The organism is Sulfolobus acidocaldarius DSM 639 (genome assembly GCF_000012285.1).
GTDB classification, from domain to species: Archaea; Thermoproteota; Thermoprotei_A; order Sulfolobales; family Sulfolobaceae; genus Sulfolobus; species Sulfolobus acidocaldarius.
The window spans coordinates 487,032-501,318 of sequence record NC_007181.1 but is presented as its reverse complement, the minus strand read 5'-3'; the positions used below and the strand labels follow the sequence as shown (position 1 = coordinate 501,318).

The following is a 14,287-nucleotide window of genomic DNA, read 5'->3' as shown; positions in this document are numbered from 1 at the left end:
ATAGTGTTCCACTCAGTTTTACATGTTATTTTTCAATGTAGTTGGGCATTCCTACTAATCTGAGAATTGTTTAAAATAAAGAAATAGATGAATTTTAATTGTGGTTGGCGTAAAAAAGAACGAGAAAGTTGCCACGGATGATGAAAAGAAAAAGGAGCTTGCAAAGAAATTAGTAATAGAGCTCTGCGCTAAGGGAGAACGCCCTTCATATAAGAATATTCAAGAGAGGTTCAGGGAAAAGTATAATGAATATATCTCTAAGGGTCACATTAATAATGTTCTCGAAGAGCTGAATAAAGAGGGTGTAGTAAAGAAGCAAGAACGTGAGTGGGTGTGTGGAGATAGCATAGGAGGAGCGGAGGACGTCACGACTGACGGGTTGCTCGACGGTGATGCGTTTTTCGAAGAAGTCTTCCCGTCGTTATCTCGCTGGGAGGGGGACGCAGGGGTTGAGGGGGAGCTGAAGAAAGTAGTAGAAAGTGTTAAGGGCTTTGAGTCTCTAAAAGACAGCTTTGCTCTTAAACGTCCATCAGAGTTCTCGAGGGACTTATTCAGAGTACCCCTAATTATGCCGATTAATATCTCGAAGTTTAAGGAGGCGAAGGGGAGAATTAAGAAGACGAAGAAGAGACTTGACGAGAATAACCTCGAGTTCCTCGTGTTTTACTATTCTACTAACGAAGACAGTATAAAGCTCATGGCGACCGAGTCGCTAGCCCGTGATACTGAAGCTCCGCCAGAGACCTTCAGCCATCTCGAGGAACCTTGTCAGTTTGGTTATATCTACGCATCCATCTCGGATGTTGAGATAAAGTTCCAGGCTGACTATCTTGTCAACAAGTTCTACCCGCTCTTCGTCAAGAAGGTCAGGGAAGTCCGCAAGGAGAGGGAGAAGAATGGAGTATTCAGCTTCTTCAAGAAATCGCCTAAACGCATACCTAGGTTACCTAACGTGGAGGTAGCGTTGACTATAGCTTGCTGTATGGCGTTAGGAAGCGGACAGCCTTTGTGGGACCGCATTCGCTTATACTGGAATGAGCTTGGTCTTTGGAAAAAATACGAGCAGTTCATCAGCTCAGTTATAAACGGGTTGAAAGGGTAACGCATCTCATGGATTGGTTTTATGTTTAATACAGAATTTTAATGTTGTTTTGTGCAAAAAGTTGGACTTTGGTAACTTTACAGCGTTACTCAGGCGTGAATTGGTAACAAAAAGAGTCCTTACAAGGCGGAGGTCCTGGGTTCAAATCCCAGCGGGCCCATATGTTATACACATAATACTGCCCTTTAATCTCACGTATAATATAATCATCATATTTATAAATTATTCAATTCTTGTGAGCCTGAGGAGTTTTTATCGTTAACTTTAAACTCTAGGTAAAATTTGGTAACTTTTTACGCGTTAACAATAGTTATAAACGCGAATTGGTAACCATAATACAAGGCTTGAAAATGACGAATAAAAAGACACCTTCCCTAGTCGAATTTAAAAAATAATGATAATAAACCATTTATTAGTATTGTTAATGAAGAGTTTTACCCCTTACTTTCAATTTTAGATTTGATCGTGACAATTCCTTTTAAACTTTAATTATCTGAAAAGGGCATAGTTAATATATGGGTTATAGGACTTTCGTTGCTGGGCAATATAAAATACGTCAGAGAGGGAATAAGTATTATGTTTACTCCATAGAGAGGGGTCGAGACGGTAAGGTAAAGGAACATTACGTTGGTCCCTTAGACAAGATAGTAGAGTTTTACATTCGAAATGAGGATGTGGGGAGTACTCCCCCACAGTGCGGGGGGTGGGATTTGAACCCACGCAGGCCTACGCCAGCGGATCTTAAGTCCGCCCCCTTTGACCTGCTCGGGCACCCCCGCAACTAAGAATAGTAAACGCCTCTATTATTTAAAATATTTTCGCTCTCTTGTAACAAGGTCTTCATATAAAATTGAACAAATTGAATTATGTAAACCTATTCGTCAAAACTACTTCTATATGTATGAAAGTTGCCCTAAGCTGATAATCAAAAATCTTAATTTGGTTAAAGTAGTAGTTTTTACGGGTTAATTAGATTGGTAGCAAGGTCAAAGGGTTACAGATCGAAAACTAGAAAATTATTAGAAAAAAAAGTGAGAGAAAAGGGCGCTATACCGAAACTAAGCTTATTAATGCATGATTATTCACAGGGAGAGTACGTGGTTGTTAAAATAAATCCTTCTATACATAAAGGTATGCCTCATAGAAGGTATCATGGTAAAGTTGGTCTAGTTGTTGGAAAGAGAGGGAAAGCATACGAGGTAAAAGTAAATATAGGTGATAAGGAAAGAGTTCTTATAGTTAGACCAGAGCACTTAATTCCATTTAATGGAATACAAAAAAGATAATATTTTAAGGTGAAATTATTTTGTCATATTCACTTAAAACTATTGAAGAGCATTTTGTCCCTTATTCTATAGCTAAGAAATACATTAAGGAGCTTATAGATACGGGTAGTTCTTCTAATTTAATTCAAAAAACATTTGATTATTTGAATTCCATATCACGATGTGATGAGGATTCTGCATCTAAAATTATGAAGGAACTAGAAGAGATTGTAAAGAGAGAGGACGTAAGAGCTGTGTTGGCAAGTATTTGCCCAACTACTGTAGAAGAAGTAAGATCAGTTCTTGTGATTGACCCATCTACAATCTATAGTACTGAGCAGATTCAGAAAATTATTGAGATTATTAAAAAGTACGTGGAGAGCTGAGATATTTTTTTACTTTAAAAATATTATTATATCTTGTATGCAGAGGAGAAAACAAGTCAAAGAAAAGTTGGAGAACTATGGATATATATTAGATTATTTGAGACAGGGTAATCCATTAGACAAGCATCAATATCATAGGAATAAGCCTGTTGTGCAATTAATCGGCGAAGATTATTTTATGCTCATGGAGGCATCGCCATTAGATTCCAAATTTGAGTTTCAACTGGAACAGAGGGTCGAGTTAGGCTCAACTCCATTAAAGATAGATAATTTAGTAATATATGAGGATTTAACCACAGTAGCCAGAGAGGAGTTAGTTAAAGTTTTAAGAAATATAATTTTGCAAAAGGAGGAAATTTTCGTTAAATTCTTTAATACTGCAGAGCCATTAACTCTTAAACTTCATGCATTAGAGTTACTACCTAATATTGGTAAGAAAACTCTCAGAATCATTCTTGAGGAGAGAAGGAAACAGTTGTTCACTTCCTATAAGGATATCGAATCAAGGATTGGTGTGAAGGACGTGGTCAACATATTAGAGGAGAGAATAATAAAGGAATTACAAGGAGGGGAAAAATACTATTTGTTCGTCTATCCTGTTGAAGAAATAAAGAAAGTAGTAGAAAAACCAATATATGTAGGATACCTTGAGAGACTACGATGAAGAATAAGTTAGGACAGCACTTTTTAAATGACATTAGTATTATAAAGAAACTTATTTCTCTTGTAGATCATTCTACAAGACCCGTAATAGAAATTGGATCTGGCAACGGTGTTATTACAAAATTTCTTAAACCCGATATTGCGATTGAAATAGACGTTTCTCTTATCAATCACTTAAGAAATTATCAACTTATAATAGGAGATGGAAGATATCTTCCAACCACTAGAGGCCAAGTAGTATCCTCTTTGCCCTATTACATAACAACAGACTTTTTTCATGAGGCAATAAAGCTAGATAATATTAGAAAACTAGTTCTTATAGTACAGAAAGATTTTATAGATAAAATTACTTCAAAATCTACATCAATATCTTACCTTTTAAATTATTACTACAAAATATCACTGTTTGACATTGTACCACCAAGCGCATTCTCACCCAATCCTAAAGTTTTTTCTCAACTGGTTGTATTTGATAGGACGAGAAAATATAATAAAAATATAAGTGAAATTATAGAATGTATTAGTAAATATAGAAACAAGAGTCTTAAAAACGCATTATCGTTATGTGGTTATAATTTTGAATTACGAAATAATAAGAAGGTAAGGGAGTTTAAGCCATGGGAGATAACAGATTTATTACATTCCATGGGTATAAACTTTGTCTGAACGATGATGTATATATTCCAGCTGAAGATACAGAATTAATAATGGAAATGATAAAGATTAAAGATGGAGAAACTGTTTTAGATATGGGTAGTGGAACCGGTATTCTATCTTTGCATGCCTTAAAATTAGGTGCAAAGAGAGTTCTATCTATAGACGTCAACCCTAATGCTGCAGATGCTACTCTATGTACACTTAAATCAAACGGATTCAGCGGAAACGTACTTAATTGTTACTTATTAGATTGTATAAGAAATACGAAGTTTGATGTTGCTATATTTAATCCTCCTTACCTTCCATTTGAAGAATATGACAATTGGTTAGGTTATAGTTGGTCTGGAGGAAAGAGTGGTATTGATATTTTATTATCCTTCTTAAGTGAGGTTGTGGCTGGGAGAGCCTACGTAGTTTACTCATCTTTATCGGATGAAGATAAATTAATGTCTTTTTTGAAGGAAAGGTTCATAATATCTAGCAGAAAGGAAATAAAGATAGGTCTGGAAAGGTTAATTGGTTTGGAGCTGATAAAAAATGACGATCAGGCTAGTAATAGTTGAACCTGAGGGTGCATATAATTTAGGATTTATAGCTCGTTTAGTCAAAAATTTCCTAATAGATGAATTTTATGTAGTAAATCCAAAATGTGATATCAATGAAGCCATTAAGTTTTCAGCGAAGGGTAGTGAAGTAATAGAAAAAATGATGAAAATAACCAACAATTTTGATGACGCTATACGTGATGTAGACCTAAAAATTGCTACTTCGAGTATAGCCGATATTAAAGGAGATTTATTACGTAAGTCAATAAGACCTATAGATTTGGAGCGCCTCATTAAGGATAAGAAGGTTGCATTTATTTTTGGTAGGGAGAGTGTAGGTTTAACCAGGGAAGAGATAGCTAAATCGGATTTTCTATTATTTATACCAGCAAACCCAGAATATCCTGTTCTAAATCTTTCGCACGCAGTAGGGATAGTACTGTATGAGCTATGGAGAAACAGAGATAACAAAGTTCCCACTGTATCGTCTGAACCTATTAAACTAATTGATGACTACTCTAAGAAGATCACAGATATTCTAGTTAACAAAGAAGCAACAAAAAGTATGTACCTTGTATTAAAGAGAGTTCTAATTAAAGGCATAGAAGATAATGAAGAAGCTATGACCATAGTTAGGATACTGCGAAAAATCTACGTTAGGTTAGCAAAGAAGGAAAATGAGAGTGATAAACTTTTATAAATAATGCTTGAATAACATTTAGTCATGTCTTCGAAATCAAGCTCAACGATCAGGGACAAATGGAAACTTAAGAAGTGGTATGTAATTACTGCTCCTAAGGTTTTCGGCGAAGCTCTGTTAGGTAGCACTCCAGCATATGATATTAATAAGGCTTTAAGTAGAAAAATAGAGGTTACTTTATATGATCTTACAGGGGATTATAACCTAGTATATATACATCTATATTTCAAGATTTTAGGTAATATAAGTGGAGATAAACTCAGCACTATATTTTATGGGCATGAATTATCTAGAGATTACATTAGATCTTTGGTAAGAAGGAAGAGCTCAAAGATAAATGCAGTAGTTGATGTAACCACAAAAGACGGCTATATGTTAAGGGTAAAGGGCTTGGTGTTAACAACTTATAGAGCTCATATATCACAAAAGACTGCAATTAGAAAAGTCATTTCAGATATTACTAGGAAGAAAGCAGAGGAAAGCGATTTTGATCAATTTGTTCAAGACGTAATATTTGGCAAATTATCCAATGACATATTCCAAGAAGCTAAGAAGATATATCCGCTGAGAAAAGTTGAAATTGAGAAGACTAAATTACTTAAAGCTCCTAAAGTATAAGCATAGATTAAATGAAAGCAGTAATTCTTGCGGCAGGTTCAGGAGAAAGGCTGGAACCGGTAACTCAAACTAGACCTAAACAATTTATTCCTATTCTTGGTAAACCACTTATTTCTTATGTAATTGAAGAATTACGAAAGTTAAACTTGGATATAATCATAGTAGTAAATAATGCATATAGGGAGTACTTTGAAAGCAGGATAGGAAGTTTAGTTAAATTGGTGATTCAAAATGAAGGTAAAGGTACAGCAGCAGCCTTGAATGCTGTAAGAAATAGTGTATCCGGAAACGAAAATATACTACTAATGTATGGGGATGTATTTTTAGGAGATTTAGGAATTATAGAAAAAGTGATAAGAGAGGAGTCTGAAAATGTTATCTTAGGAGTTAGAGTTCAAAATCCTAAGGATTACGGCGTTCTTGTTGCAGATCATAATAACGAGTTAAAGGAAATAATTGAAAAGCCTGAAAATCCTCCTAGTAATCTAATTAATGGTGGCATATATAAATTAGGGCCAGATATATTTCATTATTTAGAAAAGATTTCTAAATCACCTAGGGGAGAGCTAGAGCTTACTGACGCAGTTAGCTTGATGTCTAAAAGTTCTAAAGTGAAGGTTTTAAAATATGAGGGATTTTGGATAGATATCGGTAGACCTTGGGATATTTTAAGTGTTAATAAATGGGCACTAGATAATCTGCTCTATAGTAAAAATGTAGGTAACGTAGAGGATTTTGTTAAAATAAAGGGTAAGGTGATAATTGAAGAAGGAGCAGAGATTAGGTCATTCTCTTACATTGAAGGACCTACATATATAGGTAAAGGTTGTCATATAGGTCCTCATTCATACATTAGACCATATACAGTGCTTCTAAATGATGTTAAAATCGGCACACATACTGAAATCAAGGAATCTATAGTTATGGAAAATTCTAAGATTCCTCATCTCAGTTACGTGGGTGATTCTGTAATTGGCGAAGATGTAAATTTTGGAGCAGGGACAGTTATAGCAAATTTAAGATTCGACGAAAAAGAGATCAAGATGAACGTAAAGGGTCAAAGAGTAAGTAGTGGAAGGAAGAAATTAGGAGCTATAATAGGAGATCATGTAAGAACAGGAATTAATGTCACCATTCTTCCAGGAATTAAGATAGGTGCATATGCAAAAATTTATCCTGGATCTGTCGTAAATAGAGACGTGAATCAGGGAGAGTTTTTTAAGGCTTAGCAGTAGACGAAACAATTTTAATAATATCCCTGTGTTGTAACTTATAATCTTCTCCGACCCTTATTTTCTTTTTTGCATCTATAGCATAAAGAAATCCTTTAGCCAATTCAGTATGTATAACTGAAGCTAGATCTTTGGGCGTTGAATTTCTTTTTATTAGTATAGCATCTGGTAGGACATTTCCGTTATGGTCTGTATATCTTTTTTCGTCTTCCACCGGGTATACTACTATCATTTGTAATGCATCTAATACTGCAATGTTTATAGCTTGCTGAACACCAGTACCTCCATACACATCAATGACATTTGTCTGTATATAGTCTAATGCTTCTCTCTGCTTCTGATTAAGTTCTTTAAGGATTTTTATTTGATTATCTCCTGGGAGATATTTGATTAGACCTGCTTTTGAAGCTCTGCGTAAGGCGAGTTCTGATTCTGCGCTTACCGGCACTATCCACTGATACTTTTGTTTTAGTTTTTCTATGAATTTTCTCGACTCTTTTATATCTGCCTTGTTTGCTGCTATAACAATAGGTTTTGAAATTTCTCTCAGTTTTCGTGTAAAGTTACGTAAATCATCTTCGCTCCACTGCATTAACTTCAGGTTCTCCAATTTAGTTTCCTTTAATGCACTAACTATATGAAATTTGTTAATTGATAAACCGGAGAGCTTTGATAATAACTCCTCCTCAGGATCTTTGTTCGCAAGGTCCACGGTCCTCGCAAATTTCTGCCAATCTTTTGTTACTATAGAGTAAAACCACTCCTCAATTTCATTAATAACAAACTTTATGTCCTCTTCTGGGTCTCTACTTCCAGTAGGGATAGGTAATCCCTCCTCATTTGTGGATCCACTAGCATCAATCACATGTATCAAAACATCAGCTTTTCGTAGATCATCTAGGAATTTATTACCTAGACCACGCCCTTGGTGAGCACCAGGAATTAGTCCAGCTACATCGACTAGTTTTATCGGTATATATCTGTAATTGTCCATATCTACGGAATTTCTGGGATTACACTTTACGTTTACCTCAGTATGTACACAAGTATCTCTCACATATGCTATTCCTATGTTTGGATTTATAGTGACGAATGGTCTGTTCGCTATTTCCACATCTATAAGTGTAGCAGCGGAAAAGAATGTACTCTTGCCTACATTTGTCTTGCCTATCAAACCTACAGTTATCATCTAATATTTTTGGGCAATTACATTTATTAATATGTATTTATGAATTAGTTCAGTAGGTAAGAAATGACATTATCTATGTATCATTATATAGAACAAACATGGCAAAACAAAGATTGGAGGAGATCAATTTTAAGAAAAAGGTTAATAGAATGGAGAAGACAACCTGCAATTACTAGAATAGATAGACCAACTAGGCTGAACAGAGCAAGAGCCTTGGGATATAAGGCTAAGCAAGGATTTGTGATGGTTAGAGTAAGAGTGAGGAGAGGTGGACTAAACAAGCCAAGGCCGAATAGTGGCAGAAGACCTAAGAGAATGGGTGTTTACGGATACGGTCCATCAAAAGGATACAGGTGGATAGCCGAGGAAAGAGCTGCAAGAAAATTCCCTAACCTAGAAGTACTTGGAAGTTATTATGTGGCAGAAGACGGAATGTATAAGTACTATGAGGTAATTATGGTTGATTATTCTCATCCAGTTATTAGATCTGACCCTGAGTTAAAATGGCTTCAAGACTCTGTAAATAGAAAGAGAGTGTTTAGAGGACTCACTAGTGCTGGACAAAAGTCTAGAGGACTAACTAAATCTAGAGGTCTCAAGGGTACAGTACAAAGAAAATGGAAAAAGAAGCAGAAAGAGAGACAACTAAAGAGGAGACACGAAGCCACAAGATATTACAGGTTACAACATAGTGGAAGGAAGATTCCTGGGAAATGAAGATATCTGAAATTTCTATTTCGGTATTTTGTCATGAAACAGAAAACAAAGATAGAATATTATCCTCAATCTTCTCTTTCTTTAATATTCAAAGTGGTGATTTTGCGAGTAGAGTAGTGCAAGGTTATTACGGAAATCGTATTATTGTAACAGAAATTAAAATTAAAGGTAAATTGGCAATTGAAGCTTTCAATAAACTAATTAACGCCTTGGATAAGGCTGATCTAGCTATTCTTATATCCACTCTTAATACGAGGTTAGATGGTACAAAGCTTCACATAAGAGTAGATAAGCAGAGATTAATTTATGACAATAAGATCTATCTGAAAGAAGGCGATGATGTAATAAAAATTATCATTAGTTTTAAAGAAAGACATGAAAATATATCTGAAGAGTTGAGAAAATTTGCTAGTAGAGCCATGCGTTCTTAATTCTGATTTATTTCCATTTCTTAAAAGGCTTGGTTATGATTATTTTTTATCTGAGGATGGTAAGCAGAGCCTAAGAAGATTCACTATAGTATGTAACAACACAAAGGCCCTTTATAACGCTCTAAAATCTACTCCTAAGGCTACTATTTTTGTAAAGCCATTGTCTTTGGACGCATTGAAATCAGCAATAATTGATCATAGAGTAAATGCAATTATATTGGGCAGAGACAATTTATCTCTCTTTAAAAAAACCATGTTAAGTCTCATATCACAGTATAATAAATTCGTAGAGGTAAGACTTAATGAAGTGACGTTTGACGTGATATACAGACTGATTACATGGTCTAGTAGATGGATAAGATTTCCATTAATTTCATCATGTGCAGCTAAGTTCAATGAAGTGTGGAGCCCTTACTCTAAAATTTCACTACTAACATCACTAGGAGCTTCTGAGTCTGATGCATTGAATTGGGTTTGCAATACTCCTTTAGAACTTATATCTCAATTTAAGGTGAACCAAGTTTGAACTTTTTATACTTAATAATATTTATTTGGCTGGCCGTTTTATCTATTTTACTCGTTATTGTTGCCCGAAATAAAGCTATATATTTTAAGAAATTAAAGACTTCTAATAATCTTAGAGTTAAACGATATATAATCATTGAAATTATAGGTAATATCGAAAATTTAGGAGAAAAAATATTAGAGGAGAATATACGGAACGCGGTTAAAGAATTAGGTGGTAAAGTGTGGCTTGAAATCGCTAATCCTAGGGTTGTATTTATTCATGGGAACTTTGGTATTATATCAAGTACTAGAGCTGGGTATAAGTTAGTTTTAGCTAGCTTACCTTATGTCAAGTCTATCAATGGAGTGGAAGTTCTACTTGCTCCAAAAAGGACAACAGGAAGTTTAAAAAGGGCAAAGAAACTAATAGGTATTTGATGATGACGCCGCTCCAGTCTGCAGTATGATGTCAACGCGACGAGCTGAATAACACTTTTTACCAACAGTTTGTAATCCATATTTGGGGTTACAAAAGTTGGCTTTAGGTCCAGCTGCGATGGGATATGATCGAGCAATAACAATATTTTCACCAGACGGATCTCTTTATCAGGTAGACTATGCATTTGAAGCTGTAAAAAGAGGATGGACTACCTTAGGCGTGAAAACAAAGTCAGGAGTTGTTTTATTAGCTGAAAAAAGAAAGGCAACACAACTACTTGACGTTGACGGAATAGAGAAGATATTTATGTTAGATGATCACGTAGGATGCACCTTTGCTGGCTTAGCTTCAGATGGTAGAATACTAATAGATTATGCTAGATCACAAGCTCTTCAACATAGATTGATATATGACGAACCGATCAGTATTGAATACCTTACAAAAGTTATCTCTGACGTTAAACAAGCTTATACTCAGCATGGCGGTGTAAGACCATTTGGAGTTGCATTGATAGTCGGTGGTATAGATAAGGGTAAACAGCCGAAGCTTTTAATGACAGAGCCAAGTGGTCAGTTCATGCCTTACTATGCTGTCGCAATAGGTCAAGGGGGTTATACTGCAACAGAGTACTTAGAGAAGAATTATAAGGAGGATTTAGATATTCAGTCAACTATATTATTAGCTCTGAGGGCTTTAATGGCTACCTTGAAACCAGGAGAAAAGCTAAACTATTCTAGCGTTGAAATAGGTTATGCTGATGTAGATTCAGGCACATTTAAGAAATTAACTACTGAAGAAAGGTCAGATCTTTTGCAAAAGATATAAGGGGTGGTTCTACATTTATGACCAAAAAAGACGAAATGGTGATAGCAAGGTATGAACATAGTGGAGAGAGATTTGAGATATTAGTTAAGCCTAAGGAGGCTATGGATTTAAGGAACGGAAAAAGTGTGAGTATTTCCGACGCAGTGGTTTCTGATACAATTTACAAAGACATAAAAAAAGGTTTAAAGGCATCTCCTTCTTCTTTAAAAAAAGTTTTTGGTACATTAGATTTTGAAGAGATAGCAAAGCAAATTATACTTAAAGGGGAAATACCTTTAACGGCTGAGCAAAGACGAGAAATATTAGAAAACAAGAGAAAACAAATTATTGACTATATCTCCAGGAATTCAATAGATCCTAAGACAAATTTACCTATTCCCAGGACGAGAATAGAATTAGCTATGGAGCAAGCGAGAATTCAAATTGATCCTAACAAGGATGTAGAAGCACAGGCATTACAGATAGTTAGAGAGTTAGCAAAACTAATTCCTATAAGAATAGCTAGAGCCCTAATGGAAATTAAGGTAGGTCCAAAATTCAGTAGTAAGATAAAATCTCAATTGGCTAACCTCGGAGAAGTAAAAAGAAGTAATTGGCTAAACGACGGTACATTGATTGCAGAGCTGGAAATACCCGCAGGTGCTCAACAAGATGTTATAGATAAGTTAAATTCTTTAACTAAAGGAGAAGTAGAAGTTAAAATTTTGCAGGTTAAGTAATATGAGTCAGGCAAATAAAATATATTTTGAAGATCGTAGCATAGTGACCCCAGGAGATCTGATAGCTGAAGGAGAATTTCAAGTACCATGGTCGCCATATTACTATAAAGTTAATGGTAAGTACTATTCTGCTATTACTGGACTCATAACAGTAAAGGATGGAAGTATATTTGAGGTAATACCTCTAGAATCATCAAGATATTATCCAAAAGTTGGAGATACAATAATAGGCTTAGTTGAAGATATAGAAATATACGGGTGGGTAATTGATATTAAATCTTTTTATAGCGCTTATTTACCTGCTTCATCTTTACTAGGAAGACCAATTTCTCCTGGGGAAGATGTGAGAAGATATTTGGATGTAGGAGATTACGTGATAGCCAAGATAGAAGCTTTTGATAGAACAATAAGCCCAGTTTTGACAGTTAAGGGTAAAGGTCTGGGTAGAATACCTTTAGGAACTGTGATGGATATTATGCCGGTAAAAGTTCCCAGAGTTATTGGTAAAAACAGAAGTATGATAGAAGTACTGACAAGTGAAAGTGGCTGTGAAATATTCGTTGCACAGAACGGTAGGATACATATTAAATGCGCAAATAATTTAATAGAGGAAGCTTTAATAGAAGCAATTAATATCATACAAAGTGAGTCTCACACTAAAGGTCTAACAGAAAGAATTAGAAACTTTTTGAAACAAAAATTAGGCGTGATCAGAAATGATTCAGCTCCAAAAACCGAAGCTAATACTTGAAAACGGCCTTAGGACTGACGGAAGAAAACTTGATGAGCTAAGGCCTATAAAGATTGAGTTAGGAGTATTAAAGAATGCTGACGGTTCAGCAATATTTGAAATGGGTAATACAAAAGTAATTGCTGCAGTTTACGGACCTAAAGAAATGCATCCGAGACATCTAGCTCTACCTGATAAAGCATCACTAAGAGTCAGATATCATATGACTCCTTTTTCTACTGACGAAAGGAAAAACCCAGCGCCAAGTAGACGAGAAATCGAACTCTCAAAAGTTATTAGAGAAGCGTTGGAATCCACTATACTATTAAATTTGTTTCCTAGAACGGTTATAGATATATTTATGGAAGTTCTTCAAGCGGATGCGGGAACTAGATTAGTCGCTTTAATGGCAGCGTCTATGGCTCTTGCAGATGCGGGAATTCCGATGAGAGATTTAATTGCAGGCGTTGCTGTAGGTAAAGCAGATGGTTCATTAGTTTTAGATCTGAATGAGCAGGAAGATATGTGGGGTGAGGCTGATATGCCTATTGCTGTTTTGCCATCATTGGGTCAGGTAGTATTGTTACAGTTAAATGGATTTATGACACCTGATGAATTTAGAAGAGCCTTTGAGCTTGCACAAAAAGGGATCTCTAGTATATATGCATTACAAAAAGAAGCATTGAAAAATAAGTATTTAGAATATAAGGAGGAATAATACATGTCAATTACTCCTTCAAATCAAAATATAGTTCCGACCGTTAAAAAAGACATGATACTATCTGCATTGGAGAGGGGAGTTAGATTAGACGGAAGGAAGCCTAATGAGTATAGACAATTAAAGGTAACTTTGGGTTATGCTAAAAAAGCTGAAGGCTCAGCACTAGTAAAATTAGGTAACACACTAGTATTAGCAGGAGTTAAATTAGAGGAAGACTCTCCTTACCCCGATACACCCAATCAAGGTAACTTAATTGTTAACGTTGAGCTATTACCATTAGCCTATGAAACATTTGAACCTGGTCCACCAGATGAGAATTCCATAGAGCTAGCTAGAATAGTTGATCGTAGTTTAAGAGATTCAAAAGCTATTGACCTTTCAAAATTAGTTATTGCGCCAGGGAAGAAAGTATGGACATTGTGGGTTGATGTATACGTTCTTGATTATGACGGAAATATACTAGACGCATGTATGCTAGCTTCTATAGCTGCGATTTATGACACAAAACTCCCCAAAGTAGAAGTAGAAGGCGACGAAATAAAGATAAATAAGGAAGAAAGGCTAAGTATACCTTTAGTTAATTATCCTGTAGTTACTGTGACCACGGCAAAGATAGGCAAGTACGTTGTGGTTGATCCAAATTTGGATGAAGAAAGTATAGCAGATGCTAAGCTTTCAATTTCATATACGAAAGAAGGCACAATTGTTGGATTGCAGAAAAATTATTCTGGCAATTTGACATTTAAAGAAATAGACGCAATGGAAAGTACAGCAAGAGCTACATCTCAATTTTTGTTCGAAGAGCTTAAAAAGCAGATAAACTTGTATTAAGTGATTGAAA

General features: G+C 35.4%; 19 protein-coding genes, 1 tRNA gene and 1 pseudogene. 19 read left to right on the top strand and 2 right to left on the bottom strand.

All coding sequences use genetic code 11. From position 1 onward, the window contains the following. Positions 1 to 100: 100 nt before the first annotated feature. Positions 101 to 1,102, top strand: a complete 1,002-nt coding sequence (locus SACI_RS02995) for a hypothetical protein (protein WP_011277521.1) — start codon at positions 101 to 103, stop codon at positions 1,100 to 1,102. Positions 1,103 to 1,617: 515 nt separating this feature from the next. Next, a pseudogene (locus tag SACI_RS12175) lies at positions 1,618 to 1,740 on the top strand (putative integrase); the annotation flags it as partial. A 57-nt stretch (positions 1,741 to 1,797) separates the two neighbouring features. Here SACI_RS12175 and SACI_RS02985 read toward each other — a convergent pair. Beyond that, positions 1,798 to 1,881 (bottom strand) — tRNA-Leu (locus SACI_RS02985). Between the two features lie 195 nt (positions 1,882 to 2,076). On the opposite strand from SACI_RS02985, the gene SACI_RS02980 reads away from it, so the two are divergent. Genes SACI_RS02980 through spn form a run of 8 tightly spaced genes read left to right on the top strand, consistent with a single transcriptional unit; the run spans position 2,077 to position 7,165 of the window. Beyond that, positions 2,077 to 2,388: a 50S ribosomal protein L21e gene (locus SACI_RS02980; protein ID WP_011277520.1), complete on the top strand. Its 312-nt coding sequence runs from the start codon at positions 2,077 to 2,079 to the stop codon at positions 2,386 to 2,388. A 20-nt stretch (positions 2,389 to 2,408) separates the two neighbouring features. Then, complete coding sequence (locus tag SACI_RS02975; RefSeq protein WP_011277519.1) at positions 2,409 to 2,753, top strand: DNA-directed RNA polymerase subunit F; 345 nt, start codon at positions 2,409 to 2,411, stop codon at positions 2,751 to 2,753. 37 nt (positions 2,754 to 2,790) lie between these two features. Further along, entirely contained in the window at positions 2,791 to 3,417 is a 627-nt protein-coding gene (locus SACI_RS02970) for a DUF655 domain-containing protein (RefSeq protein WP_011277518.1), read from the top strand. Next, positions 3,414 to 4,082 (top strand): 16S ribosomal RNA methyltransferase A, encoded by a 669-nt coding sequence (locus SACI_RS02965; RefSeq protein WP_011277517.1) that lies wholly within the window; start codon positions 3,414 to 3,416, stop codon positions 4,080 to 4,082. The genes SACI_RS02970 and SACI_RS02965 overlap by 4 nt, the downstream gene beginning before the upstream one ends. Then, on the top strand, positions 4,034 to 4,636 hold the full coding sequence (locus SACI_RS02960) for a HemK2/MTQ2 family protein methyltransferase (protein ID WP_011277516.1): 603 nt from the start codon (positions 4,034 to 4,036) through the stop codon (positions 4,634 to 4,636). The genes SACI_RS02965 and SACI_RS02960 overlap by 49 nt, the downstream gene beginning before the upstream one ends. Further along, on the top strand, positions 4,611 to 5,318 hold the full coding sequence (trmJ, locus tag SACI_RS02955; protein ID WP_011277515.1) for a tRNA (cytidine-2'-O-)-methyltransferase TrmJ: 708 nt from the start codon (positions 4,611 to 4,613) through the stop codon (positions 5,316 to 5,318). Before SACI_RS02960 ends, trmJ begins: the two co-directional genes overlap by 26 nt. Positions 5,319 to 5,342: 24 nt before the next feature. Next, the gene (locus SACI_RS02950; RefSeq protein WP_011277514.1) at positions 5,343 to 5,936 is read left to right on the top strand and encodes a 30S ribosomal protein S3ae; all 594 of its coding nucleotides are present in this window, start codon (positions 5,343 to 5,345) and stop codon (positions 5,934 to 5,936) included. Between the two features lie 11 nt (positions 5,937 to 5,947). Then, on the top strand, positions 5,948 to 7,165 hold the full coding sequence (gene spn / locus SACI_RS02945; RefSeq protein WP_011277513.1) for a bifunctional sugar-1-phosphate nucleotidylyltransferase/acetyltransferase: 1,218 nt from the start codon (positions 5,948 to 5,950) through the stop codon (positions 7,163 to 7,165). On the opposite strand, the gene SACI_RS02940 is transcribed toward spn, so the two are convergent. Next, positions 7,155 to 8,357, bottom strand: coding sequence for a redox-regulated ATPase YchF (locus SACI_RS02940; protein ID WP_011277512.1), 1,203 nt, complete (start codon positions 8,355 to 8,357; stop codon positions 7,155 to 7,157). The genes spn and SACI_RS02940 overlap by 11 nt on opposite strands. A 63-nt stretch (positions 8,358 to 8,420) precedes the next feature. Between SACI_RS02940 and SACI_RS02935 the strand changes: the two genes are divergently transcribed. From SACI_RS02935 to rrp42, 9 genes are all read left to right on the top strand, one after another. After that, complete coding sequence (locus SACI_RS02935) at positions 8,421 to 9,074, top strand: 50S ribosomal protein L15e (RefSeq protein WP_011277511.1); 654 nt, start codon at positions 8,421 to 8,423, stop codon at positions 9,072 to 9,074. Continuing rightward, positions 9,071 to 9,505, top strand: a complete 435-nt coding sequence (locus SACI_RS02930; RefSeq protein WP_015385462.1) for an RNA-binding domain-containing protein — start codon at positions 9,071 to 9,073, stop codon at positions 9,503 to 9,505. The genes SACI_RS02935 and SACI_RS02930 overlap by 4 nt, the downstream gene beginning before the upstream one ends. Beyond that, positions 9,480 to 10,031 (top strand): RNase P p30-like protein, encoded by a 552-nt coding sequence (locus tag SACI_RS02925; RefSeq protein WP_011277509.1) that lies wholly within the window; start codon positions 9,480 to 9,482, stop codon positions 10,029 to 10,031. The genes SACI_RS02930 and SACI_RS02925 overlap by 26 nt, the downstream gene beginning before the upstream one ends. Beyond that, entirely contained in the window at positions 10,028 to 10,450 is a 423-nt protein-coding gene (locus SACI_RS02920; RefSeq protein WP_011277508.1) for an Rpp14/Pop5 family protein, read from the top strand. The genes SACI_RS02925 and SACI_RS02920 overlap by 4 nt, the downstream gene beginning before the upstream one ends. Positions 10,451 to 10,547: 97 nt before the next feature. After that, positions 10,548 to 11,276, top strand: coding sequence for an archaeal proteasome endopeptidase complex subunit alpha (gene psmA / locus SACI_RS02915; protein ID WP_011277507.1), 729 nt, complete (start codon positions 10,548 to 10,550; stop codon positions 11,274 to 11,276). A 17-nt stretch (positions 11,277 to 11,293) separates the two neighbouring features. Further along, positions 11,294 to 11,995 carry a ribosome assembly factor SBDS gene (locus tag SACI_RS02910; protein ID WP_011277506.1) on the top strand — a complete coding sequence of 234 codons (702 nt, stop codon included), beginning with the start codon at positions 11,294 to 11,296 and terminating at the stop codon, positions 11,993 to 11,995. Position 11,996: 1 nt separating this feature from the next. Then, complete coding sequence (rrp4, locus tag SACI_RS02905; RefSeq protein ID WP_011277505.1) at positions 11,997 to 12,746, top strand: exosome complex RNA-binding protein Rrp4; 750 nt, start codon at positions 11,997 to 11,999, stop codon at positions 12,744 to 12,746. Further along, entirely contained in the window at positions 12,712 to 13,443 is a 732-nt protein-coding gene (gene rrp41, locus SACI_RS02900) for an exosome complex exonuclease Rrp41 (RefSeq protein ID WP_011277504.1), read from the top strand. The genes rrp4 and rrp41 overlap by 35 nt, the downstream gene beginning before the upstream one ends. A 3-nt stretch (positions 13,444 to 13,446) precedes the next feature. Beyond that, positions 13,447 to 14,277, top strand: a complete 831-nt coding sequence (gene rrp42, locus SACI_RS02895; protein ID WP_011277503.1) for an exosome complex protein Rrp42 — start codon at positions 13,447 to 13,449, stop codon at positions 14,275 to 14,277. Positions 14,278 to 14,287 lie beyond the last annotated feature (10 nt).